Origin of the sequence: Starkeya sp. ORNL1 (assembly GCF_012971745.1) — a bacterium.
Classification (GTDB): domain Bacteria; phylum Pseudomonadota; class Alphaproteobacteria; order Rhizobiales; family Xanthobacteraceae; genus Ancylobacter.
The window spans coordinates 5333297-5355133 of record NZ_CP048834.1; the positions used below are offsets into that span (position 1 = coordinate 5333297).

The following is a 21837-nucleotide window of genomic DNA, read 5'->3' on the forward strand; positions in this document are numbered from 1 at the left end:
GACGGAGTAGGCGTGGCGAGGCGCGCGGTCAACCGGCACCGCGCGAAGGATCAGTAACGGCACCGGCCTGGCACCGTGAACAGGTGCCGGCGATCTCGATCACCGGGGTGCGCGGCGTGAAGCCGGCGGCGCGGGTCGCCCAGGCGAGGTCGCGGCCGACCGCGTGCGAGGCGACCTCGGCAGCCTGGCCGCAGCGCTCGCAGATCAGGAAGACGATGACGTCCTCGCTGCCATGCGCGCGCCCGCAGGCGAGATAGGCGTTGCGGCTCTCGATGCGGTGGGCGAGGCCCTCCGCCACCAGGAAATCCAGCGCGCGATAGACCGACATCGGCGGCGGCTTCTCGCCGGAGCTGCCGAGCCGGTCCACCAGCTCATAGGCGCCGAGCGGCACATGGCTGTCGGCCAGCGTCTCCAGCACCCGGCGGCGCAGCGGAGTGAGCCGTACGCCGCGGACATCGCAGCACGCCTCGGCCCGCGCCAGCGCGTCGCTGACGCAAGCGCCGTGATCGTGGTCGTGCCCGATCGTCTCCGGACGTGCGGTGTCTAATGGCGTCATGGCATCATCGTAGTCGAGCCATATGGATCAGGAAACCTTGACCGGCTTATGACCCGGTTCTTTCCTTGCCGGCATCTTTGCAGCGGACGAGAGCGTGATACCGTATTGCGTCGCGACATTCCACGTCGCAGCGCCGATATGGGCAGGCCCGCCGGCGTCCGCAACGTTCTCTACCTCACGTCCCGTTGCCCACCGTTCCACCTCGAGGAGAAGCGCATGCTGAAGGGAAAGACCGCCGTCGTCACCGGATCGACCAGCGGCATCGGCCTCGCCATCGCCAAGGGGCTTGCGGGGGAAGGGTGCAACATCGTGCTCAACGGTTTCGGCGATGCCGGCGAGATCGAGAAGCTGCGTGCCGGCATCGAGGCCGAGCATGGCGTGAAGGTGGCCTATAACGCGGCCGACCTGACCAAGGGCTCCGAGTGTGCGGCGCTCATCAAGTTCGCCGAGGACACGTTCGGCTCGGTCGACGTGCTGGTGAACAATGCCGGCGTGCAGCATGTCGCGCCGATCGAAGAATTCCCGGCCGACAAATGGGACCTCATCATCGCGCTCAACCTCTCGGCCGCCTTCCATGCCACCCGCGCCGCCGTGCCCGGCATGAAGGCGCGCAAATGGGGGCGCATCATCAACACCGCCTCGGCGCACGCCCTTGTCGCCTCGCCGTTCAAATCCGCCTATGTCGCGGCCAAGCACGGCATCGCCGGGCTCACCAAGACGGTGGCGCTGGAGACCGCCACCTTCGGCATCACCTGCAACGCCATCTGCCCCGGCTATGTGTGGACGCCGCTGGTGGAGAAGCAGATTCCCGACACCGCCAAGGCCCGCGGCATGACCGAGGAGCAGGTGAAGCACGACGTGATCCTGGCGGCGCAGCCGACCAAGGAGTTCATCACGGTAGAGGAAGTCGCGGCGCTTGCCGTGTTCCTCGCGTCGGACGCGGCACGGTCGATCACCGGCTCGATGCAGCAGATCGACGGCGGCTGGGTCGCTGAATAATGGCGGAGACCGGGAAGCCGAAGCGGGGACGGCCGGTGGTGCGGGGACGCCGCATTACGGCCCGGGCCGCCGCCAGCAAGCCGGCGGTCGAGAAGGCGGCCGCGCAGCAACCGGTGGCGCCGGAACCCGCCGCCAAGGTGGCTGCGGCCAAGAGGGCTGCGCCCAAGGCGACCGGGGCCAAGACGATCGCGGCCAAGACGACCGGGACCAACACGACCTTGTCCAAGACGACCGCGGCCAAGACGATTGTCGACGAGACGATGGCGCCCAAGGCTCCAGCGGCCAAGCCGCCGGCTCCGAAAAAGTCCGCCGCGAGCAAGCCTGCGGCGGTGGAGCAGGCCGCCGCTGAGTCCAAGGTCGAGACCGTCGCCAGCGCCATCTCGGTCCACGGCCCGGTCGGCGAAGAAGCAGTCAAGACCAAGGCCCCGGCGCCGGTCTCGCCCAAGCTGAAGCCGCTCAATCTGGCGCTCCAGGGTGGCGGCGCACATGGCGCCTTCACCTGGGGCGTGCTCGACCGGCTGCTGGAAGACGGCCGCATCGAGATCGAGGGGATATCCGGCACCAGCGCCGGCGCCATGAATGCGGCGGTGCTGGCCTCAGGCCTCGCTCATGGCGGCAATGAAGGCGCGCGCGCCGCGCTCGCCGGCTATTGGCGCGACGTCTCCCGCGCCGGCCGCGCCAGCCCGTTGCAGCGCACGCTGCTCGATCGGCTGATGGGGCAGTGGTCGCTGAACGCCAACCCGGCCTATATCGCCTTCGACATGGCGAGCCGGTTCCTGTCGCCGTACGATTTCAACCCGCTCAACATCAATCCGCTGATGGATCTGATCGCCGAGCATGTCGATTTCGACGCGGTGCAGTCCTGCGCCCATGTGCATGTCTTCGTCAGCGCCACCAATGTGCATACCGGCAAGGTGCGCATCTTCTCGAAGCACCAGCTCACCCCCGCGGCGATCATGGCCTCGGCCTGCCTGCCCTTCATGTTCCAGGCGGTCGAGATCGACGGCGTGCCCTATTGGGACGGCGGCTATATGGGCAACCCCGCCATGTTCCCATTCTACAATGCGGTGAAGACCGACGACATATTACTGGTTCAGATCAACCCGATCATCCGCCGCGAGACGCCGCGCACCGCGCGCGACATCCAGGACCGGCTGAACGAAATCACCTTCAACGCCTCGCTGCTCGCCCAGCTGCGTGCTGCGGAATTCGTGACCCGCCTGCTCGGCCAGGGCAATCTCGACCGCAAGGGCGACGGCATGGCCGGCTACCGCGATCTGCGCCTGCACCGCATCGACGGTGCCGAGAAGCTGATCGCGCTCGACGCCTCGACCAAGATGAATGCGGAATGGGAGTTCCTGCAGTTTCTGCGCGACATCGGGCGCGAGGCGGCCGACCGGTTCATCGAGGAGCATTTCGACGATATCGGCGTGCGCAGCACGCTCGATGTGCAGGAAGAACTGCGGAAGAGCTGATCAATAGACCCGCATCCCCGGGTCAAGCCCGGGGATGAGGGCGCATAGGGCCCTCCGGAGACCTAAGCCGCCTTGCGGTCGCGGCCGAAGGGGTCGCCGAGCACCGATTCGGTGTGCAGCGTGCACAGCCACTTGCCGTCATGACGGACCCAGGTCGAGGCGTCGGCGGCCTCCATGGTGAGCTTCTGGCCGTCCACCGTCAGCTTCTCCCGAACCTTGTAGCCGATGATGGCGACGTCCGGTGAGGGCGAGGCAACCTGTATTTCGTCGAACCAGAAAGCATGCAGATCCCATTTGCCGCCCTTCATCATCCGGGCGAAGGTCGCTTTGTCGATGCTGGCGACGCCTTGCGCGCCGGTGACGATGCAGGTGTCCGCCATGAGGCCGACGGCGGTATCGACATCGCGGTCGATCATGGTCTGCCAGAAGCGCTTTTCGAGGTCGATGATCTCCGTCCTGGTATCCATCAAAGCCTCCCTGAGGAATGACGCACATGGCCGTTAACGCGGAGGTGGCGCAAAGGTGCCTCGGTCACGGAGAATCCAAAGCTGTAGGCATCAGGCTCGACGCCGCCCACGCTTTGTGATGTGACCGGGCGATGAACTCTCCCGCTGATCCCATCGACATCGCCGCCCGCATCCTGCACCGCGACGGGATGGTGCTGGTCATCGACAAGCCCTACGGCCTGCCGGTGCACAAGGGGCCGAAGGGCGGCGTAACATTGGCCGACCATCTCGCCGAGCTGCAATTCGGCCTGCCCCATGCGCCGGAACTGGCGCACCGGCTCGACAAGGACACCTCGGGCTGCCTGGTGTTGGGACGCCATCGCAAGGCGCTGGCCGAGCTCGGCAAGGCCTTCGCCAATGGCACGGTCGGCAAGACCTATGTGGCGGTGGTGCGCGGCGTGCCCAAGGAGACGTCGGGGCGCATCGAGCTCAGGCTCGCCAAGCGCTCGCCGCATCGCGGCTGGTGGATGGCGGTGGATCCCAAGGGACAGCAGGCGATCAGCGAATGGCGGCTGATCGGCGCCGGGGACGGGCTCGCCGTGGTGGCGCTGTCGCCGCTCACCGGGCGCACCCACCAGTTGCGCGTGCATCTCGACGCCATCGGCCACCCGATCCTCGGCGACCAGATCTATGGCGGCGCCTCGCGCCTGCCGGGCGGGCTGCGGTTGCATCTGCATTCGCGCCGCGTGGTGCTGCCGCAAGGCAGGAAGCCGCCGCTCGACGTGCGCGCGCCGCTGCCGAGCCATTTCCACGCGACACTGGACGCGCTCGGCCTCGATGCCGCGACCGTCGAGGCCGCGGCCGACGACGCGGAATTTACGAAGCTAGCCGCTGGCTGATCTTCGCCGCCACCTGGCCGATGCCGATCAGGCCGGGCGTCGGATGGATGATGAGTTGCACCGGCGTTGCCATCAGGCGTGGGCCGAAGGGCGGGTGTTCCTCGAACGCCTCGCGGAACGGCGAAGCGGTGAAGAGCGGCGCGAGACCGGTCGCCACCCCGCCGGCGAGAAAGACGCCGCCGCGCGCATCGAAGGTCAGCGCCAGGTCGCCGGCGATCCGGCCGAACAGCCGCAGGAAGATCTGGCAGGTCTCGACAGCGGTCTCCTCGCCGGCCAGAGCGGCGGCGATCACCGCCTCCGGCGCCAGCCGGTCGCCGCTGAGCACGGTGTGGATGCGGGCGAGGCCGGAGCCGGAGAGCGCGTGCTCCACCACCACCGGGCCGAGGGCGCGTACCAGATGGGCGAGCAGGCGAGCCTCCTGCGCATTGGTGGCGCCCAGCCGGCAATGGCCACCTTCGCCCCTGACGACGATCAACTCGCCGCCGGAGCGGACGAGGCCGGCTACGCCGAAGCCGGTGCCCGGCCCGCATACCAGCATCGGCGCGCCTTCGGCGGCGTGACCGCCGCCCACGCCAAGCAGGTCCGCAGAGCCGAGCGCCGGCACTCCGTAGGCCAGTGCCTCGAAATCGTTCACCACCACGAAGTCCTGCCAGCCGAACTTCTCGCGCATCGCAATCTTGGACAGCGACCAGTCGCGATTGGTCAGCTTCACATGATCGTCCTCGCTGGGGCCGGCGATGGCGAGCGCCGCGGCCACCACGGTCGCCCCGCGCTCAGCGAGATCGTGCGCGAGCAACTGCTCGAAGCCGGCGAACTCGTCATTGCGATGGATGCGCACCTCGTGCGGAACGCCGTCGGCGCCGACAAGGGCGAGGCGGGAGGAGGTGCCGCCGATATCGGCGATCAGGACGTTATTGGCCATGAAACCTTCGTCGTCTGGTCTTGCGCGCTTGCGCGCGGGTGGGCGTTGAGGGGGCGATAGGAACCAATCCCACGCCGTTTCACAAGCCCCGACCCGCGGTTGTGTTCCCCACGACAAGCGCAGCATGTTCCGCAAAAGTTGAATGACTTTTGCGATCAGAACATGCTCGGCCTTAAGCTCGTGCACTTTCTTATCGTCCGGATGGGTTCCATCCGGACGGAAAGGGCTCTAGTTCGACCATTATGGGAGAATCACCACAGACCGACGCTCAAGGACTCGCCGCCCGCCGCGCCGCGGCGGACGCGATCGACGCCGTGCTGGCCAATGGCCGCCCGCTGGAAGAGGCGATGGAGCGGCTGACGCGCGGCCTCGAGGATCGCGACCGCGCACTCGCCCGCATGATCGCCTCGACGGTGCTGCGCCGGCTCGGCACGCTGCGGGCACTGGTGCGCTCCCTGCTGGAGAAGCCGCTGCCGGCCAGCGCCGCGCGGGTCGACACGCTGCTCTTCGTCGGCGCCGCGCAGATCGCGCTGATGGACGTGCCGGACCATGCCGCTGTCGACACCACGGTCGCGCTGGCCGGGGAAGCGCCGGCGACCGCCGGCTTCAAGGGCCTCGTCAATGCCGTGCTGCGCCGGCTGGTGCGCGAGGGCACCAAGGGCCTTGATGCGCTCGATCCCTATCTCGACGTGCCGGAATGGCTGCGCGACGGCTGGAGCGCGGCCTATGGCGGCGCGCTGGCGCGGGAGATCGCGATGGCCTCGCGCGTCGAAGCGCCGCTCGACATTACCGCGAAGGCCGATCCGGCCCTCTGGGCGGAAAAGCTCGGCGGCCGGCTGCTGCCGACCGGCTCGATCCGCCTCACCGAGGCCGGCAATGTCACCGCGCTGCCGGGCTTCACTGAAGGCGCCTGGTGGGTGCAGGACGCCGCCGCGGCTATTCCCGCGCGGCTCATCGGTGCCGCGCCAGGCATGCGCATCGCCGACCTGTGCGCCGCGCCCGGCGGCAAGACCGCGCAATTGGCAGCCAGTGGCGCCGAGGTCACCGCGGTGGACCGCTCCGGTCCGCGCCTGAAGCGGCTCAAGCAGAACCTCGCACGGCTTGGCCTCGAGGCGGCCATCGTCGAGGCGGACGCGACGCAATGGCGGCCGATGCGGCAATATGAGCAGTTCGATGCCGTGCTGCTGGATGCGCCCTGTTCCGCCACCGGCACCATCCGCCGCCATCCAGACGTGGCCTGGACCAAGCGGCCGGCGGACATTGCCAGCCTCGTCAGCCTGCAGGCGCGCCTCATCGATCGCGCCGCGGATCTGGTGAAGCCGGGCGGGCTGCTGGTCTATTCGACCTGCTCGCTGGAGCTGGAGGAAGGCGAGCGCCAGGTCGAGCGGCTGCTGGCGAATCGGCCCGACTACCGGATCGAATCGATTGGCCCAGGTGAGGACGGCATCGCCGCCGAGTGGCTGACTCCGGCGGGCTTCCTGCGCACTTTGCCGGTGCACCTGCCGGACCCGGATCCTCGGCAGTCCGGGCTCGACGGATTCTTCGCGGCACGGTTGCGTAAAGCGTGAATTTGGCCGCAAGGCGTGAATCATGCATGTTGATAGCGGTTCAATGCAGTTGCCGGAGACTGTTGCACGACTAAGCTGTTCCATCGGGGGCGGACGACGAGTCCGCGAGCGGTAGAGGACACGGACATGTCGTCCCGCGACATTTATGCGGAGCGTGCCCGGTTGGCGTGGTTCGTCACCGGTTTCGGCTGGCGCATGGTGCGCGCACGCGCCATGGGCAAGCCGTCTTTGCCATGGCGAATCGCCACCATCCCGGTGCCCTCGCGGCTGCTCATCGCGCCGCAGGACATGCGTACCGGCGACGCCACGCGGGCCGGCGAGATCTATTCCGGCCGCTTCGCCTTCGCCGGCAAGGTGGCGAGCACGGATGGCCGCTCGCCGTTCGAGATCCCGCATCCCTCGCGCGAATGGGGCGAGGCGCTGCTATCCTTTGCCTGGCTGCGCCATCTGCGCGCCGCCGGCACCGCGCTGGCGCGGGCCAATGCGCGGGCGCTGGTGAACGACTGGATCATGCTGCGCGGCCGGCGCGATCCGATCGGCGCCGAGCCGGAAGTCGCGGCGCGGCGGATCATCAGCTGGCTGACGCAATCGCCGCTGATCCTGCAGGACGCCGACCAGACCTTCTATCGCCGCTTCATGCGCAGCCTGACAAAGCAGGTGCGCTATCTCAAGAACATCGAGCCGGACACCCAGGAGGGCTATACCCGCCTGCTCGCGACCATGACGCTGTGCCTGGCGGCGCTGTGCATGGCCGACCAGGCGCGGCTGCTGCGCACCGCCACAAGGCGGCTGGCCGAAGAGCTCGATCGCCAGATCCTGCCCGATGGCGGGCATGTCAGCCGCAATCCCGGCGTGCTGATCGAATTGCTGCTGGACCTGCTGCCGATCCGCCAGGCCTTCCATGCGCGCAATTTGCCGCCGCCGCCTGCGCTGATCAACGCCATCGACCGCATGATGCCGATGCTGCGCTTCTTCCGGCACGGCGACGGCGCGTTCGCACATTTCAACGGCATGGGGCCGACGCCGGCAGATTCGCTCGCCACCGTGCTGGCTTATGACGATGCGCGCGGTACCCCAGTCTCCAACGCGCCGCATTCGGGCTATCAGCGCATCGAGGCCGCGGGCAGCGTCGTCATCGCCGATACCGGCCGGCCGCCGCCGATCGCCATCAGCCATGACGCCCATGCCGGCTGCCTTTCCTTCGAATTCTCCTCGGGCCGCAACCGCATCGTGGTCAATTGCGGCATGCCGGCGATCAGCCGCGAGGCGTGGCTGCCGGCGGCGCGGCAGACCGCGGCGCAATCGACCGCGACCCTTGAAGGCACTTCCTCCTGCCGTTTCGTCGGCGGCGGTGCGATGATGCGGCTGTGCGGCACGCCGATCCTCGAAGGACCGGGCGAGGTGCAGGTCGAGCGCAAGCAGCGCGACGGCGCGCAGATCGTGCGGGCGACGCATGACGGCTACGCCAAGCGCCTCGGCGTGGTGCACCAGCGCTCCTGGCGCCTCGCGCCGGACGGCACCCGCCTCGACGGCGAGGACATGTTCCGCGTCGCCCATGGCGAGGAATTCACCGGCAACGAGGCCGACAATTACGCGGTGCGCTTCCATCTGCACCCTTCGGTCGCGGCGAACCGGCTGGCCGACGGCCATACCGTGCTGATCGCACTGCCCACCGGCGAGAAATGGATCTTCACCGCGCCCAATGTGGCGGTGGATATCGAGGAGAGCGTCTATCTCGCCGCCAATGGCGGCCCGCGCCGCAGCGCGCAGATCGTGATCACGGGGAGCGGGCGCTATCAGCCCCGCGTGGTCTGGACCTTCATCCGCGCGGATGAGCCGAAGCTGCCGCATATCTAACCTGTGGGTTGTGGTCATCCCGGACGGCCGGCAGGCCGATCCGGGATCGCGAAAACGTTCTTCACCTGCCTACGATCCCGGCCGTGCGGCTACGCCTCCGGCCGGGATGACGCCGCTGGGGTTGGGAAACTAGTACGGGCGACGGTTCACGCCGGCCGCCATCCGTGTTAGTCGCGGCTCTCCCGCCACAAGCCGTGCTGCCGCCATGTCGACCGATGTCCGTCCCATTTCCCGCGCTCTGCTCTCGGTCTCCGACAAGACCGGGCTCGTCGCCTTCGCCCAAAGGCTCGCCGCCAAGGGTGTCGAACTGGTCTCCACCGGCGGCACCGCTCGCGCGATCGCCGAGGCCGGACTGCCGGTGACCGACGTCTCCGAGGTGACCGGCTCGCCGGAGATGATGGACGGGCGGGTGAAGACGCTGCATCCGCGCATCCATGGCGGCATCCTTGCGGTGCGCGCCGATAGCGACCACCAGGCAGCGATGTCCGAGCACGGCATAAAGCCCATCGACCTCGTGGTGGTGAACCTCTATCCGTTCGAGGCGACGGTGGCGAAGGAAGGCACGCTCGAGGAATGCATCGAGAATATCGATGTCGGCGGGCCGGCCATGATCCGCGCCGCGGCGAAGAACCACGAGGACGTCGCCGTCATCGTCGACCCCGCCGACTATGACGCGGTGGCCGAGGAGTTCGAGGAGCAGGGCGGTACCACGCGCGACACCCGCCGCCGCCTCGCCCAGGTCGCCTTCGCCCGCACCGCCGCCTATGACGCCGTCATCTCCGACTGGTTCGCCACCGTCACCGGCGAGATCGCGCCGGCCGGCCGGGTGTTCGGCGGCAAGCTCTCGCAGTCGCTGCGCTACGGCGAGAATCCGCACCAGGATGCCGCCTTCTATCTCGGCGGCGATTCCCGCCCCGGCGTCGCCAGCGCCCACCAGCTGCAGGGCAAGGCGCTCTCCTACAACAATCTCAACGACACCGACGCCGCCTTCGAGGCGGTGGCCGAGTTCGATCCCGAGCGCGCCGCCGCGGTGGTCATCGTCAAGCATGCCAATCCGTGCGGCGTCGCCGAAGGCGAGACGCTGGAAGCCGCCTATCGCAAGGCACTGGCCTGCGATCCGACCTCGGCGTTCGGCGGCATCGTGGCGCTGAACCGCACGCTCGACGTGGAAGCCGCGCGGGCCATCGTCGAGATCTTCACTGAAGTGATCGTCGCCCCCGCCGCCACCGACGAGGCGGCCGCCATCGTCGCCGCCAAGAAGAGCCTGCGTTTGCTGGTCACCGGCGGGCTGCCCAATCCGCGCGCGCCGGGCCTTGGCATGAAATCGGTCGCCGGCGGCCTGCTGGTGCAGACCCGCGACAATGCCGTGGTCGACGACATGGAGTTGAAGGTCGTCACCAAGCGCTCGCCGACCATGGCGGAACTGGCGGATTTGCGCTTCGCCTTCCGCGTCGCCAAGCACGTCAAGTCGAACGCCATCGTCTATGCGCGCGGCCTCGCCACCATCGGCATCGGCGCCGGCCAGATGAGCCGGGTGGATTCCGCCCGCATCGCCGCGCTGAAGATGGTGGAGACCGCCGAAGCCGCCGGCCAGACGGATGTTCTGACGCGCGGCTGCGTCGTCGCCTCCGATGCCTTCTTCCCATTCGCCGACGGGCTGCGGGCGGCGATCGACGCCGGGGCGACCGCGGTGATCCAGCCGGGCGGCTCGATCCGCGACGACGAGGTGATCGCCGCCGCCGACGAGGCCAATGTCGCCATGGTGTTCACCGGCATCCGCCACTTCCGGCACTGACTACCGCAAATTCTGCGCAAATTTCGTGCTGTTGATTGCTGTTTATGCAAATACCGTCACAGAAACGTCCGGCGTAAGTGCTTCCTTCGGCGAAACCCGCGCATAAAACCCGCGTGAACGCGAGCGCAGCCGAAGGAGGACGTCCATGGGCATCGAAGGGTTCCTTGCGAGTGACGAGGAGCGCGCCGCGCGTACGCTGGTCGAGCAGGCTGCGCTGATCCTGAAGGCGACGGACGGCGATGTGCCCTCCAGCTTTGTGCCAGCGCTGTTCGGGCGTACCGCCGCCGAGGACATCCTCGTCTACAACGCCCACGAACTCGCCGGCCTCGCGCGCGACAGCTATGCGCACCTCGCCCAGCGCCGACCGGGCGCGCCCGATATCCGCGTCGCCTCGCCGGCAAGCATCAAGGAGGGCGACCGGCTGGCGGCCATCACCGTCGTCGATATCGTCAATGACGACATGCCGTTCCTCCTGGATTCGGTGATGGACGAACTGACCGCGCAAGGCGTGCGCGTGCGCCTCGTCGCCCATCCGATCCTCGCCGTGGAGCGCGATGCCTCGGGCCACCTGCTCGGTGCGCCCTCGGTCCCGGACGCGGAAGCCCGCGGCCGGCGCGAGAGCCTGATCCATCTGCATGTCGACCGCATCGCCGATGAGCGCTGCGAGGCGCTGGCGACCGCGCTGAAGGACATGCTCGGCGACGTGCGCGTCACCGTCGACGACTGGAAGCCGATGCTGGCCCGGGTGCAGGCGGCGCTGGCCGACATGCGCGCCAACCCGCCGCCGCTCCCCGAAGACGAGATCGCGGAGGCGACCGCCTTCGTCGAATGGCTGCTGGCCGGGCAGTTCACCTTCCTCGGCTGCCGCGACTATGAGATCGACAACAAGCCGGAAGGCCCGGAGATCAATGCGGTCGACGAGACCGGCCTTGGCCTGCTGCGCGACCCATCGCTGCGGCTGTTCCGCCGCGCCGGCGAGCCGATGACCACCGGCCCACGCCTCGCCGCCTTCCTGCGCGAGCCGGTGCTGCTGATCGTCTCCAAGTCCAATGTCGTCTCCCGCGTGCATCGCCGGGTGTGGATGGACGTCGTCAGCCTCAAGCGCTTCGACGACAAGGGCGAACTGGTGGGCGAACTGCGCATCGCCGGCCTGTTCACCTCCATGGCCTATACCAGCCCGAGCAGCGCCATTCCGTACCTGCGCCGCAAGGCGCGCCGGGTGCTGGCGCGTGCCGGCTTCGACCCCGCCAGCCATTCCGGCAAGGCGCTGGTCAATGTGCTCGACAGCTATCCGCGCGACGACCTGTTCCAGATCGACGATGATGAGCTGTTCCAGTTCGCGCTCGCCATCATGCAGCTCGAGGAACGGCCGCGCGTGCGTGTGCTGGCGCGGCGCGAGCGCTTCGACCGCTTCGTTTCGGTGCTCGCCTATATCCCGCGCGACCGCTACGACAGCGAGGCGCGCGAGCGGGTCGGCGCCTATCTGGCGCGGGCGTTCGGCGGCCGCGTCGCCGAGTTCCGCCCGCTCTTCCTCGATGGCCCGCTGACCCGCGTGCACTTCATCATCGAGCGGGTGCGCGAGGAGGCGCTGAGCCCCGACCGCAACGAGCTGGAAGATGCCGTCTCCGCCATCGTCCGCACCTGGGACGACGGCTTCACCGAGGCCCTGGCGCTGGTCTATCCGGCGGAGCGGGCCAATGCGCTGCACGCCCGCTATGCCGGGGCGTTCCCCGCTGGCTACCAGGCCGGCTATGCGCCGCAGGACGCGCTCGCGGACCTGCGCCTGATCGAGCGGCTCAGTCCCAAGCACCCCATCCGCGCGCATTTCCATGCCGCCGAGGGCGAGCAGGGGCCGAACCGTACCCGGGTCGGGCTGAAGGTGTTGAGCCACGCCAAACCGCGCCCGCTCTCCGAGCGCGTGCCGCAACTCGAAGCCATGGGCTTCACCGTGGTCGACGAGCGCACCTTCACGGTGCGTCCGGAAGGCACCGAGACCGCCTTTGTCCATGACATGGTGCTGGCGCGGCGCGGCGGCGGGGCGATCGCGCTCGACGCCCTGGAGACACGGCTGCATGCCTGCCTCATGGCAGTGCTCTCCGGCGCCACCGAGAGCGACGGCTTCAACGCTCTGGTGCTGAATGCCGGCCTGCAATGGCGCGAGATCGCGCTGGTCCGTACCTTCGCGCGCTATCTGCGCCAGGTCGGCACGCCCTTCAGCCAGGACTATCTGTGGGCGACGCTGAACGCTCATCCCAAGATCGCCGCCGACCTGGTCGCGCTGTTCACCGCGCGCTTCGACCCGGCAGGCGAAGCCGGCCGCGCCGAGCGCGAGGCCGAGGTCAAGGCCCGTATCGAGGCGGCGCTCACCGAGGTTGCCAGCCTCGACGAGGACCGCATATTGCGGCTGTTCGCCAACCTCATCGAGGCGGCGATCCGCACCAGCTTCTACCAGACCGACACCAATGATAAGCCGCGCTCGACCATCGCGGTGAAGTTCGCCAGCGGCAAGGTCGAGGGCCTGCCGCTGCCGCGCCCGCTGTTCGAGATCTTCGTGCATTCGCCGCGGGTCGAGGGCGTGCATCTGCGCTTCGGCCGCGTCGCGCGCGGCGGCCTGCGCTGGTCCGACCGCCCGCAGGATTTCCGCACCGAGGTGCTGGGCCTGGTCAAGGCGCAGCAGGTGAAGAACGCCGTCATCGTGCCGGTCGGCGCCAAGGGCGGCTTCGTGCCGAAGCAGCTTCCCGCCGGGCCGCGCGAGGCGATCCAGAATGAGGGCATCGCCGCCTACAAGCTGTTCGTCGGCAGCCTGCAGGACGTCACCGACAATATCGAGGGCGGCGAGATCGTGCATCCGGCTGCCACGGTGCGCCACGACGAGGACGATCCCTATCTCGTCGTCGCCGCCGACAAGGGCACCGCGACCTTCTCCGATATCGCCAATGGCCTGTCGGAAGCCCGCGGCTTCTGGCTCGGCGACGCCTTCGCCTCCGGCGGCTCGGTCGGCTACGACCACAAGGCGATGGGCATCACCGCCCGTGGCGCCTGGGAAGCGGTGCGCAGGCACTTCCGCGAGATGGATGTCGATATCCGTACCGCGCCGTTCAGCGTTGTCGGCGTCGGCGACATGTCGGGCGACGTGTTCGGCAACGGCATGATGCTGGAGAACACCATCCGGCTGTTCGCCGCCTTCGACCATCGCGACATCTTCCTTGATCCGAACCCGGATCCGGTGGCCTCGCTGGCCGAGCGCCAGCGGCTGTTCGCGCTGCCGCGCTCCTCCTGGCAGGACTATGACAAGTCGCTGATCTCGGAAGGTGGCGGCGTCTTCCCGCGCGCCTCCAAGAGCATCCCGCTGTCCCCGCAGATCCGCGCCGCGCTCGGCTTCGACAAGGCGGCGGCGTCACCGGCCGAATTGATGAGCGCCATCCTCAAGGCGCCGGTCGACCTGCTCTGGTTCGGCGGCATCGGCACCTATATCCGATCGTCGAACGAGACCGACGCGCAGGCCGGCGACCGTGCCAACGACGCCATCCGCATCACCGGCTCGGACGTTCGTGCGAAGGTGATCGGCGAGGGCGCCAATCTTGGTGTCACCCAGCGCGGGCGCATCGAGGCGGCGCGTCGTGGTGTGCGGCTCAACACCGACGCCATCGACAATTCGGCCGGCGTGAACACCTCGGACGTCGAGGTCAACATCAAGATCGCGCTGGTGCCGGCGGTGCGCGACGGGCGGCTCGATGCGCCGGCCCGCGCCAGCTTCCTCGCCAGCATGACCGACGAGGTCGCAGACCTCGTGCTGCGCAACAACTATCTGCAGACGCTGGCGCTCTCGCTCGCCGAGCGGCAGGCGCATGACGAACTCGGCTTCCATCAGCGCCTGATGCAGGCGCTGGAGGCGCGCGGCCTGCTCGACCGGACGGTGGAGTTCCTGCCGTCCGACACCGAGATTGCCGAGCGGCGTGGCCGCGGCGAGGGGCTGAGCCGCCCGGAACTCGCGGTGCTGCTGGCCTATGCCAAGCTCACGCTGCAGTCCGACCTCACCGACACCGACATTCCGGACGATCCCTATCTTGCCCGCGAGCTGACGGCCTATTTCCCGACCGCGCTTCAAGAGCGGTTCCTGGATGGCATCGAGCAGCACCGGCTGCGGCGCGACATCATCGCCACCCGGCTCGCCAATGCCATCATCAATCATGGCGGCCCGGCGTTTGCCGCGCGCATCACCGACGAGACCGGGGCGGAAGCCGGCGGCATCGCCAAGGCGTTCGCGGCAACCTGGGACGGCTTCGACCTCTCCGAGCTCAGCGCCGAGATCGATGCGCTCGACACCAAGGTGCCGGGCGCGGTGCAACTCGAGCTCTACGCCGCGGTGCAGAAGCTGGTGCTCGACCGCACCGTGTGGTTCCTGCGCAATGTCGATCTGCGCACCGGGCTCGACGCGCTGGTCGCGCATTATGCCGCGGGCATCAAGCCGGTCGGCGAGGTGCTCCACGGCGTGGTCCGCGAACTGCTCGCCGAGGAGACCCGCAGCCAGCATGACGCCCGCGTCGCCGCCTGGGTGCAGGCCGGCGTGCCGGAGGATCTGGCGCACCGCGTGGCGCGGCTGCCGGCGATCGAAAACTCGACCGACATCGTGATGATCGCCGACCGCTCCGGCGCCTCGATCCCCGATGCCGCCGAGACCTTTTTCGCGATCGGCCTGCATTTCCGGCTCGACCGGCTGCTCGGCCAGGCGCGCGGGATTTCGGCGCCGGACTATTATGACCGGCTGGCACTGGAGCGCGCGCTGGCCTCATTCGAGATAGCGGTTCGCCGGCTCACTTCCGAGGTGCTGGCGAATTACGGTCCGGGCGTCGAGGGCGTGGCGAAGTGGGCCGAGGCCCGCGGCAGCGAGGTCGAGCGCGCCCGCAACGCCATGCACGAGATCGCCGGGTCCGGGCTCACCGTGTCGAAGCTCTCGGTGGCGGCGAGCCTGCTCGGGGATCTGGTGCGGGGCTGACTATTGCCGCTTCCAATCGCGTCGTCATCCCGGCCGGAGCCCGTAGGGCGAAGAGCCGGGATTGCGTGAAGTCCCGTGCTTCACCTTCCTACGATCCCGGATCGGCCTGCGGCCGTCCGGGATGACACTCTTGAATGATCACGCCACCCCGGCGGCCTTCTTGTTCTGCCGGTTGGAGATCAGGTCGTCGACCACGGTCGGGTCGGCGAGCGTCGAGGTGTCGCCGAGATTGCCGAACTCGTCCTCGGCGATCTTGCGCAGGATGCGGCGCATGATCTTGCCCGAGCGGGTCTTGGGCAGGCTGGGGGCGAACTGGATCAGGTCCGGCGAGGCGATCGGGCCGATCTCCTTGCGCACCCACACCACCAGCTCCTTGCGCAACTCCTCGCTGGGTTCCTCGCCGGCCATCAAGGTCACATAGGCGTAGATGCCCTGGCCCTTGATGTCGTGGGGATAGCCGACCACCGCGGCTTCCGACACCTTCGGATGCTCGACCAGGGCGCTCTCCACCTCCGCGCTGCCCATGCGGTGGCCGGAGACATTGATGACGTCGTCGACCCGGCCAGTGATCCAGTAATAGCCGTCCTCATCGCGCCGGCAGCCGTCGCCGGTGAAGTAGTGCCCCGGATAGGCGGAGAAATAGGTCTGCATGAAGCGCTCATGGTCGCCATAGACCGTGCGCATCTGCCCGGGCCAGCTGTCGGCGATGCATAGATTGCCCTCGCAGGGGCCTTCCAGCACGACGCCGCCGGCGTCGACGATCTCCGGTACGACGCCGAAGAACGGCCGCGTCGCCGAGCCGGGCTTCAGCCTGGTCGCGCCGGGCAGGGGGGTGATGAGGATGCCGCCGGTCTCGGTCTGCCACCAGGTGTCGACGATCGGGCACCGATCCTCGCCGACGACGCGGTGATACCATTCCCAGGCTTCCGGATTGATCGGCTCGCCGACCGACCCGAGCAGCCGCAGCGAAGAGCGCGAGGTCTTCTTCACCGGCTCGTCGCCGGCCTGCATGAGCGCGCGGATCGCGGTCGGCGCGGTGTAGAAGATATTGACCTTGTGCTTGTCGATCACCTCCCAGAAGCGGGAGTTCGACGGATAGTTCGGCACGCCCTCGAACATCAGCGTGGTAGCGCCGTTCGCCAGCGGGCCATAGACGATGTAGCTGTGGCCGGTGACCCAGCCGATATCGGCCGTGCACCAGTAGATGTCGCCTTCATGATAGTCGAAGACGTATTGGTGGGTCATCGAGGCATAGACCAGGTAGCCGCCCGTGGTGTGCAGCACACCCTTGGGCAGGCCGGTCGAGCCTGATGTATAGAGGATGAAGAGCGGGTCCTCGGCGTGGACTTCGACGGCCGGGCACTCATTGGTGACCAGATCGGCGGCGGCGTGATACCAGACATCGCGGCCCGGCTTCATCTCCACCGCGCCGCCGGTACGCTTGACCACCACGACATGCTCGATGTCGACATCGCCGCCGACCTTGGCGATGGCGGCGTCGACATTGGCCTTCAGCGGTACCTTGCGGCCGCCGCGCACGCCTTCGTCCGCGGTGATGATGACCTTGGAGCCGCAATCGCGGATGCGCCCGGCGAGGCTGTCCGGCGAGAAGCCGCCGAACACCACGGAATGCGCCGCCCCGAGCCGCGCGCAGGCCAGCATGGCATAGGCGGCTTCCGGGATCATCGGCATGTAGATGGTGACGCGGTCGCCCTTCTCGACATTGCGGTTGCGCAGCACATTGGCGAAGCGGCACACCTCGTCGTGCAGCTGCTGGTAGGTGATGTGGCGCGACTCATTGGGATCGTCGCCTTCCCAGATGATGGCGACCTGGTTGCCGCGCGCCTCGAGATGCCGGTCGATGCAGTTCCAGGCGATGTTGGTGGTGCCGTCCTCGAACCATTTGATCGAGACCGCGCCGGGCGCGAACGAGGTGTTCTTCACCTTGGAATAGGGCCTGAACCAGTCGATGCGCTTGCCTTCCTCACGCCAGAAGGCGTCGGGATCGCGGATCGAGGCGTCGTACTTCGCCTGGTAGGCGGCCTCATCGAGGAAGGCGCGCGCCGCCCACACCGAGGGTACATCGTAAATCTTGTGCTCGGACATGGCGTTCTTCCCTTCCGTTCGCGAACTCGGCCGCGTTTCATGTGTAGCGATTATGGGGAGGTGGCCGACGGCGGACAAGGCGCGGCCATGCCGACTTTGGTCTTTCATACGTCCGGCTAAAGCGGGGCAGGACGCCAGACCGAGGTACGCTTGATCTCGGCATCCTCCAGCTCGCGGCTGACCGGCACGCCATAGTCCGCAACCTTTTCCAGCCGCTCGCGCGGCAGATAGGAGCGGCCGGGATCGCCGATCCAGACCGCAGCGCCACGGCCGGCGAGGGCCTCCAGCCAGGCGAATACCCGCGCCGCAGTGTCGCGCTCATAGGCGATGTCGCCGGCGAGCACGACGTCCCAGCCGAGATCCTCGCCGACAATGTCGTCGGTGAGCACATGCAGGCAGACGCCGTTGGCCTTCGCGTTCAGCAGCATCGCGGCGTGGGCGAAGCCGTCGATGTCGCAGGCCTCGACCCGCGCGGCGCCGGCTTTGGCGGCGGCGATGGCGACGAGGCCGGAGCCGGAGGCGAAATCCAGCACGCGGCGGCCCCCGACGATCTCGGGCTGGTCCAGCACATGGCGGGCGAGCGCCTGCCCGCCGGCCCAGGCAAAGGCCCAGAAGGGTGGCGGCAGGCCTATCTCACCCAGTTCCTCCTCGGTGCGCTGCCAGATCGGGAGCGCCTCGTCAGCGAGGTGGAGCGTGATTTCCGGCACCAGCGGCACCGGCCGCAACAGCGTCTCGGTGCGGATGAAGACGGTCGGGTCCGACATCAATGTGGGCATGACCGGCTTGATCGGGACCAATGCTTCCGCCGTCAAGCCCAATCGGCTGGTACGCTCTAAAGCGCGACGGCCGTGGTGAGGACTATGAGGGCGAGCATCGCGGCTGCCGCGCGCATCAGATGCGAGCGCTCCCAGCGGCTGCGAAGCTCCTTCCAGTGCGGTTCCGCCGCGCCGGCGGCATCGTGGCTTTCAGTGCCGAAGAAGCGCTTGGCCGAACCGCTCAGCTGCGTCTCCCGCAACCAGTGCCGGTTCACCGGCTGGGTCACCAGCCAGAAGATCAACTGCATGAAGGTGAGCGCGGCGAGCGCGAGGAGAATCAGCCAGAACCGCGTGGAGCCGAGTGGGGTCGCCAGCACGAGCAGGAAGGTGGCAATGATTCCCGCGGGCTCGGCGGCGCCGGCAATGGTGAAGCCGGGATGATAGATGGTCTGTACCGTGCGGTATCGCGGCTCATCGAGCCGCATCTTGCCCGGCAGTTCCAGCACATGGGCGAGCGCCGGGGCCATGGCGCAGGCGACGATCAGCACGGTGAGAATCTCGAAGGCGACGTACATGGCGTCCTCGCGTCGCCATTTCCGTTGCAGATGAAACGGCGCGCGGTTCCTTGCGGTTCCATGCCCCGAGGGTCCTGCTCACCGACAACCTCATCTTGAGAGCCTGACCGAAAACTCCAATTGGCCCTCATCCCCGGACTTGATCCGGGGATCCAGCCCCACCGCATGCACCCGGTTGAAGTCTGGATCCCAGGATCAAGTCCGGGGATGGGGGTGGAAAGGTGGTTCCTTCAACGGATAAGTCGAATTTTGAGTCAGGCTCTGAGGTGCCCGGGCGAAGCCCGAGCCTCGAAGGATGGTGAAGCAGAGGATGCTCGGCGTGAACATCCTTCGAGGCCGCCTGTGGCGGCACCTCAGGATGAGGCGGTTCTGATGTCTGGGAACGAAGCCTCAGCGCTTGGCGCCCGCCATCTCCAGCACGATATTCCATTCGGCGTCGGTGACCGGCTGCACCGAGAGGCGGGAATATTTCAGGAGTGCCATCTCCGCGAGGCGCGGCTCGTTCTTGATCTCGGCGAGGCTCACCGGGCGCGGCAGCTTCTTCACCGCCTTGAGGTCGACCATGACGAACACGCCCTTCTCGTCGCCGGGATCGGGATAGGCCTCCTTGATCACCTCGACGATGCCGACGATCTCCTTGCCCTCGTTCGAATGGTAGAAGAAGCCGTGCTCGCCCTTCTTCATGGCGAGCAATTGCTGCTTGGCGAGGTGGTTGCGCACGCCGTCCCAGTGCGTGCCCTTGGGCCCAGCGGCGACCTGCATGTCCCAGGACCATTTGACGGGTTCGGACTTGTAGAGCCAATGCGCCATTCTCACCCCTCCGCCTTTTGCGGGCGCGCCAGCAGCGCGCCGATGGCCTGATCTATATCCCAGCGCCCGGCAATGATGCTGTCCACCGCCGCCGCGATCGGCATTTCCACATGATGTTGCGTGGCGAGTTCGACCAGCACCGCGGCGGTCGAGGCGCCCTCGGCCAGTCTGGCCGGCGCCGGCTCGCCGCGTCCCAGCGCGAGGCCGAGCGCGAAATTGCGCGATTGCGCGGTGGAGGCGGTGAGGATGAGGTCGCCGAGGCCGGAAAGCCCGGTCAGCGTCTCCGGCCGTGCACCGAAGGCACGTCCCAGCCGCGCCAATTCGGCAAAGCCGCGTGCCACCAGGGCGGCGCCGGCACTGGCGCCGAGGTTGCGCCCGGCGACGATGCCGGCGGCGATGGCGAGCACATTCTTGGCCGCGCCGCCGATCTCGACGCCGCGCACATCATCGCTGTGATAGAGCCGGAACGAGGCGGAGCCGAGCGCGCTCGCGAGCGACTCCGCCAGTGCGGCGTCGCTCGCCGCCAGTGTCACCGCGGTCGGCAGGCCGGCGGCGACGTCGGCGGCGAAGCTGGGGCCGGAGAGCACGGCCGGTATCGCCTGCGGGCAGGCGTCCTCGATCACCTGCGTCATGAACAGATGCGTGCCGCGCTCAATGCCCTTGGCGCAGGTGACGACCGGTGTGTCGCGACGCAGATGGGTCGCCAGCAGGGTCGCGGCGTCGCGGCTGGCCTGGGCCGGGACCACCAGCAGGACAGCCTGGCAGGCGGCGGCCTCGGCAAGGTCGATGGTCGGATGGACCGTGGCGGCGAGCGTCACGCCGGGCAGATGCGCTTCGTTGCGGCGGCTCGTGCGCATCTCGTTGACGAGACCGGGATTGCGCGCCCAGAGAAACACCGTCCGCCCGGCCCGCGCCGCGGCATTGGCGAGCGCGGTGCCCCAGGCGCCGGCACCGATCACGCCGACGTTGCGGATCGGGGCAGCCATCAGGCCGGCTGCTCTTCGTCGACCGGGGCGGTCTCCTCCAGCGGCCAGCGGGCGCGCGGCGCGAATTCGAGACTATCCTTGCGGCCGAGCGCGAGCCGTTCGGCGCCGGCCCAGGCGATCATCGCGCCATTGTCGGTGCACAGTTCCGGCGGCGGCACGGCGAGGCGGGTGCCGCCCTCGGTCGCCACCTTGTGCAATATCTTGCGCACCGCCTGGTTGGCGCCGACGCCGCCGGCGAGCACCAGCGCCGTCGGCTTCTCGCCGCGCTCGCGCATGATCCGCAGGGCGAGCCGTACCCGGTCAGCGATCATGTCGACCACGGCGCTCTGGAACGAGGCGCAGAGGTCCGCGACATCCTTTTCGGACAGCGGCGCGATCTTCAGCGCCTCGACCCGCACCGCGGTCTTGAGGCCGGAGAGCGAGAAATCCGGCTCCGGCCGCCCGGCGAGCGGGCGCGGGAAGCTGAAGCGCACGGGATCGCCGCTTTGCGCGGCGCGCTCGACCGCGGGCCCACCCGGATAGGGCAGGCCGAGCATCTTGGCGGTCTTGTCGAAGGCTTCGCCGATGGCGTCGTCGATGGTCCCGCCGAGCTTCTCGTAATCGCCGACGCCGCGTACCGCGACCAGCTGGGTGTGGCCGCCGGAGACCAGCAGCAGCAGATAGGGGAAGCCGACGCCGTCGGTGAGGCGTGCGGTCAACGCATGGGCTTCCAGGTGATTCACCGCGATCAGCGCCTTGCCGGAGGCCAGCGCGATCGCCTTCGCGGTGGTGAGCCCGACGATGACACCGCCGATCAGCCCCGGTCCGGCCGCGGCGGCGATGCCGTCGAGATCGCGCAGGGCGACACCGGCTTCCGCCAGCGCGCGCTCGATGACGCGGTCGAGTACCTCGACATGGGCGCGGGCGGCGATTTCCGGCACCACGCCGCCATAGGCCGCATGGTCGTCGACCTGCGAGAGCACCACATTCGATAATATCTCGCCGACGCCGCCCTGACGCCGGCGCACCACCGCCGCGGCGGTTTCGTCGCAGGTGGTCTCGATGCCGAGCAGGAGGAGGTCACTCATTGACTTTGTACGCCGGGAGGTGTTT

General features: G+C 68.2%; 16 protein-coding genes. 7 read left to right on the forward strand and 9 right to left on the reverse strand.

Translation table 11 applies throughout. From position 1 onward, the window contains the following. Nucleotides 1-28: 28 nt before the first annotated feature. Nucleotides 29-556 carry a transcriptional repressor gene (locus G3545_RS25125; protein ID WP_170016790.1) on the reverse strand — a complete coding sequence of 176 codons (528 nt, stop codon included), beginning with the start codon at nt 554-556 and terminating at the stop codon, nt 29-31. 216 nt (nt 557-772) lie between these two features. Here G3545_RS25125 and G3545_RS25130 point away from each other — a divergent pair, with 216 nt between their 5' ends. Next, nucleotides 773-1555: a 3-hydroxybutyrate dehydrogenase gene (locus G3545_RS25130; protein WP_170016792.1), complete on the forward strand. Its 783-nt coding sequence runs from the start codon at nt 773-775 to the stop codon at nt 1553-1555. Next, complete coding sequence (locus G3545_RS25135) at nt 1555-3030, forward strand: patatin-like phospholipase family protein (RefSeq protein ID WP_348644601.1); 1476 nt, start codon at nt 1555-1557, stop codon at nt 3028-3030. The genes G3545_RS25130 and G3545_RS25135 overlap by 1 nt, the downstream gene beginning before the upstream one ends. 62 nt (nt 3031-3092) lie before the next feature. Here G3545_RS25135 and G3545_RS25140 read toward each other — a convergent pair whose 3' ends face one another. Next, nucleotides 3093-3497, reverse strand: a complete 405-nt coding sequence (locus tag G3545_RS25140) for a nuclear transport factor 2 family protein (protein WP_170016794.1) — start codon at nt 3495-3497, stop codon at nt 3093-3095. A gap of 131 nt (nt 3498-3628) precedes the next feature. On the opposite strand from G3545_RS25140, the gene G3545_RS25145 reads away from it, so the two are divergent. After that, nucleotides 3629-4375: an RNA pseudouridine synthase gene (locus G3545_RS25145; protein WP_170016796.1), complete on the forward strand. Its 747-nt coding sequence runs from the start codon at nt 3629-3631 to the stop codon at nt 4373-4375. Here the strand turns inward: G3545_RS25145 and G3545_RS25150 are convergent. After that, nucleotides 4353-5297 (reverse strand): glucokinase, encoded by a 945-nt coding sequence (locus G3545_RS25150; RefSeq protein WP_170016798.1) that lies wholly within the window; start codon nt 5295-5297, stop codon nt 4353-4355. The two genes, G3545_RS25145 and G3545_RS25150, sit on opposite strands and share 23 nt — an antisense overlap. Nucleotides 5298-5539: 242 nt before the next feature. On the opposite strand from G3545_RS25150, the gene rsmB reads away from it, so the two are divergent. From rsmB to G3545_RS25170, 4 genes are all read left to right on the forward strand, one after another. Then, on the forward strand, nt 5540-6865 hold the full coding sequence (rsmB, locus tag G3545_RS25155; RefSeq protein WP_170016800.1) for a 16S rRNA (cytosine(967)-C(5))-methyltransferase RsmB: 1326 nt from the start codon (nt 5540-5542) through the stop codon (nt 6863-6865). A gap of 126 nt (nt 6866-6991) precedes the next feature. Continuing rightward, a complete protein-coding gene (locus G3545_RS25160) occupies nt 6992-8722 on the forward strand; it encodes a heparinase II/III family protein (protein WP_170016802.1) in 1731 nt (576 codons plus the stop codon). Nucleotides 8723-8927: 205 nt separating this feature from the next. Continuing rightward, nucleotides 8928-10517 carry a bifunctional phosphoribosylaminoimidazolecarboxamide formyltransferase/IMP cyclohydrolase gene (purH, locus tag G3545_RS25165; RefSeq protein WP_170016804.1) on the forward strand — a complete coding sequence of 530 codons (1590 nt, stop codon included), beginning with the start codon at nt 8928-8930 and terminating at the stop codon, nt 10515-10517. 145 nt (nt 10518-10662) lie between these two features. Further along, entirely contained in the window at nt 10663-15513 is a 4851-nt protein-coding gene (locus tag G3545_RS25170; RefSeq protein WP_170016806.1) for an NAD-glutamate dehydrogenase, read from the forward strand. A gap of 138 nt (nt 15514-15651) precedes the next feature. Here the strand turns inward: G3545_RS25170 and acs are convergent, their stop codons facing one another. From acs to tsaD, 6 genes are all read right to left on the reverse strand, one after another. Next, nucleotides 15652-17619, reverse strand: coding sequence for an acetate--CoA ligase (gene acs / locus G3545_RS25175; protein WP_170016808.1), 1968 nt, complete (start codon nt 17617-17619; stop codon nt 15652-15654). A 116-nt stretch (nt 17620-17735) separates the two neighbouring features. Next, nucleotides 17736-18395, reverse strand: coding sequence for a methyltransferase (locus tag G3545_RS25180; RefSeq protein ID WP_246702564.1), 660 nt, complete (start codon nt 18393-18395; stop codon nt 17736-17738). Between the two features lie 56 nt (nt 18396-18451). After that, nucleotides 18452-18949 carry an anthrone oxygenase family protein gene (locus G3545_RS25185; RefSeq protein WP_170016810.1) on the reverse strand — a complete coding sequence of 166 codons (498 nt, stop codon included), beginning with the start codon at nt 18947-18949 and terminating at the stop codon, nt 18452-18454. A 390-nt stretch (nt 18950-19339) separates the two neighbouring features. Beyond that, nucleotides 19340-19759, reverse strand: coding sequence for an EVE domain-containing protein (locus tag G3545_RS25190; protein ID WP_170016812.1), 420 nt, complete (start codon nt 19757-19759; stop codon nt 19340-19342). A gap of 2 nt (nt 19760-19761) precedes the next feature. After that, nucleotides 19762-20745 carry an NAD(P)H-dependent glycerol-3-phosphate dehydrogenase gene (locus G3545_RS25195; protein WP_170016814.1) on the reverse strand — a complete coding sequence of 328 codons (984 nt, stop codon included), beginning with the start codon at nt 20743-20745 and terminating at the stop codon, nt 19762-19764. After that, on the reverse strand, nt 20745-21812 hold the full coding sequence (gene tsaD, locus G3545_RS25200; protein ID WP_170016816.1) for a tRNA (adenosine(37)-N6)-threonylcarbamoyltransferase complex transferase subunit TsaD: 1068 nt from the start codon (nt 21810-21812) through the stop codon (nt 20745-20747). The genes G3545_RS25195 and tsaD overlap by 1 nt, the downstream gene beginning before the upstream one ends. Nucleotides 21813-21837 lie beyond the last annotated feature (25 nt).

Excerpts from the sequence above, each read along its gene's own strand:
- purH (WP_170016804.1), top strand. The coding sequence starts at position 8,928 with ATGTCGACCGATGTCCGTCCCATTTCCCGCGCTCTGCTCTCGGTCTCC.
- G3545_RS25145 (WP_170016796.1), top strand. The coding sequence starts at position 3,629 with ATGAACTCTCCCGCTGATCCCATCGACATCGCCGCCCGCATCCTGCAC.
- tsaD (WP_170016816.1), bottom strand. The coding sequence starts at position 21,812 with ATGAGTGACCTCCTCCTGCTCGGCATCGAGACCACCTGCGACGAAACC.
- G3545_RS25170 (WP_170016806.1), top strand. The coding sequence starts at position 10,663 with ATGGGCATCGAAGGGTTCCTTGCGAGTGACGAGGAGCGCGCCGCGCGT.
- G3545_RS25180 (WP_246702564.1), bottom strand. The coding sequence starts at position 18,395 with ATGCCCACATTGATGTCGGACCCGACCGTCTTCATCCGCACCGAGACG.
- G3545_RS25140 (WP_170016794.1), bottom strand. The coding sequence starts at position 3,497 with ATGGATACCAGGACGGAGATCATCGACCTCGAAAAGCGCTTCTGGCAG.
- G3545_RS25130 (WP_170016792.1), top strand. The coding sequence starts at position 773 with ATGCTGAAGGGAAAGACCGCCGTCGTCACCGGATCGACCAGCGGCATC.
- G3545_RS25160 (WP_170016802.1), top strand. The coding sequence starts at position 6,992 with ATGTCGTCCCGCGACATTTATGCGGAGCGTGCCCGGTTGGCGTGGTTC.
- G3545_RS25195 (WP_170016814.1), bottom strand. The coding sequence starts at position 20,745 with ATGGCTGCCCCGATCCGCAACGTCGGCGTGATCGGTGCCGGCGCCTGG.
- G3545_RS25150 (WP_170016798.1), bottom strand. The coding sequence starts at position 5,297 with ATGGCCAATAACGTCCTGATCGCCGATATCGGCGGCACCTCCTCCCGC.
- G3545_RS25125 (WP_170016790.1), bottom strand. The coding sequence starts at position 556 with ATGACGCCATTAGACACCGCACGTCCGGAGACGATCGGGCACGACCAC.
- G3545_RS25185 (WP_170016810.1), bottom strand. The coding sequence starts at position 18,949 with ATGTACGTCGCCTTCGAGATTCTCACCGTGCTGATCGTCGCCTGCGCC.
- acs (WP_170016808.1), bottom strand. The coding sequence starts at position 17,619 with ATGTCCGAGCACAAGATTTACGATGTACCCTCGGTGTGGGCGGCGCGC.
- rsmB (WP_170016800.1), top strand. The coding sequence starts at position 5,540 with ATGGGAGAATCACCACAGACCGACGCTCAAGGACTCGCCGCCCGCCGC.
- G3545_RS25190 (WP_170016812.1), bottom strand. The coding sequence starts at position 19,759 with ATGGCGCATTGGCTCTACAAGTCCGAACCCGTCAAATGGTCCTGGGAC.
- G3545_RS25135 (WP_348644601.1), top strand. The coding sequence starts at position 1,555 with ATGGCGGAGACCGGGAAGCCGAAGCGGGGACGGCCGGTGGTGCGGGGA.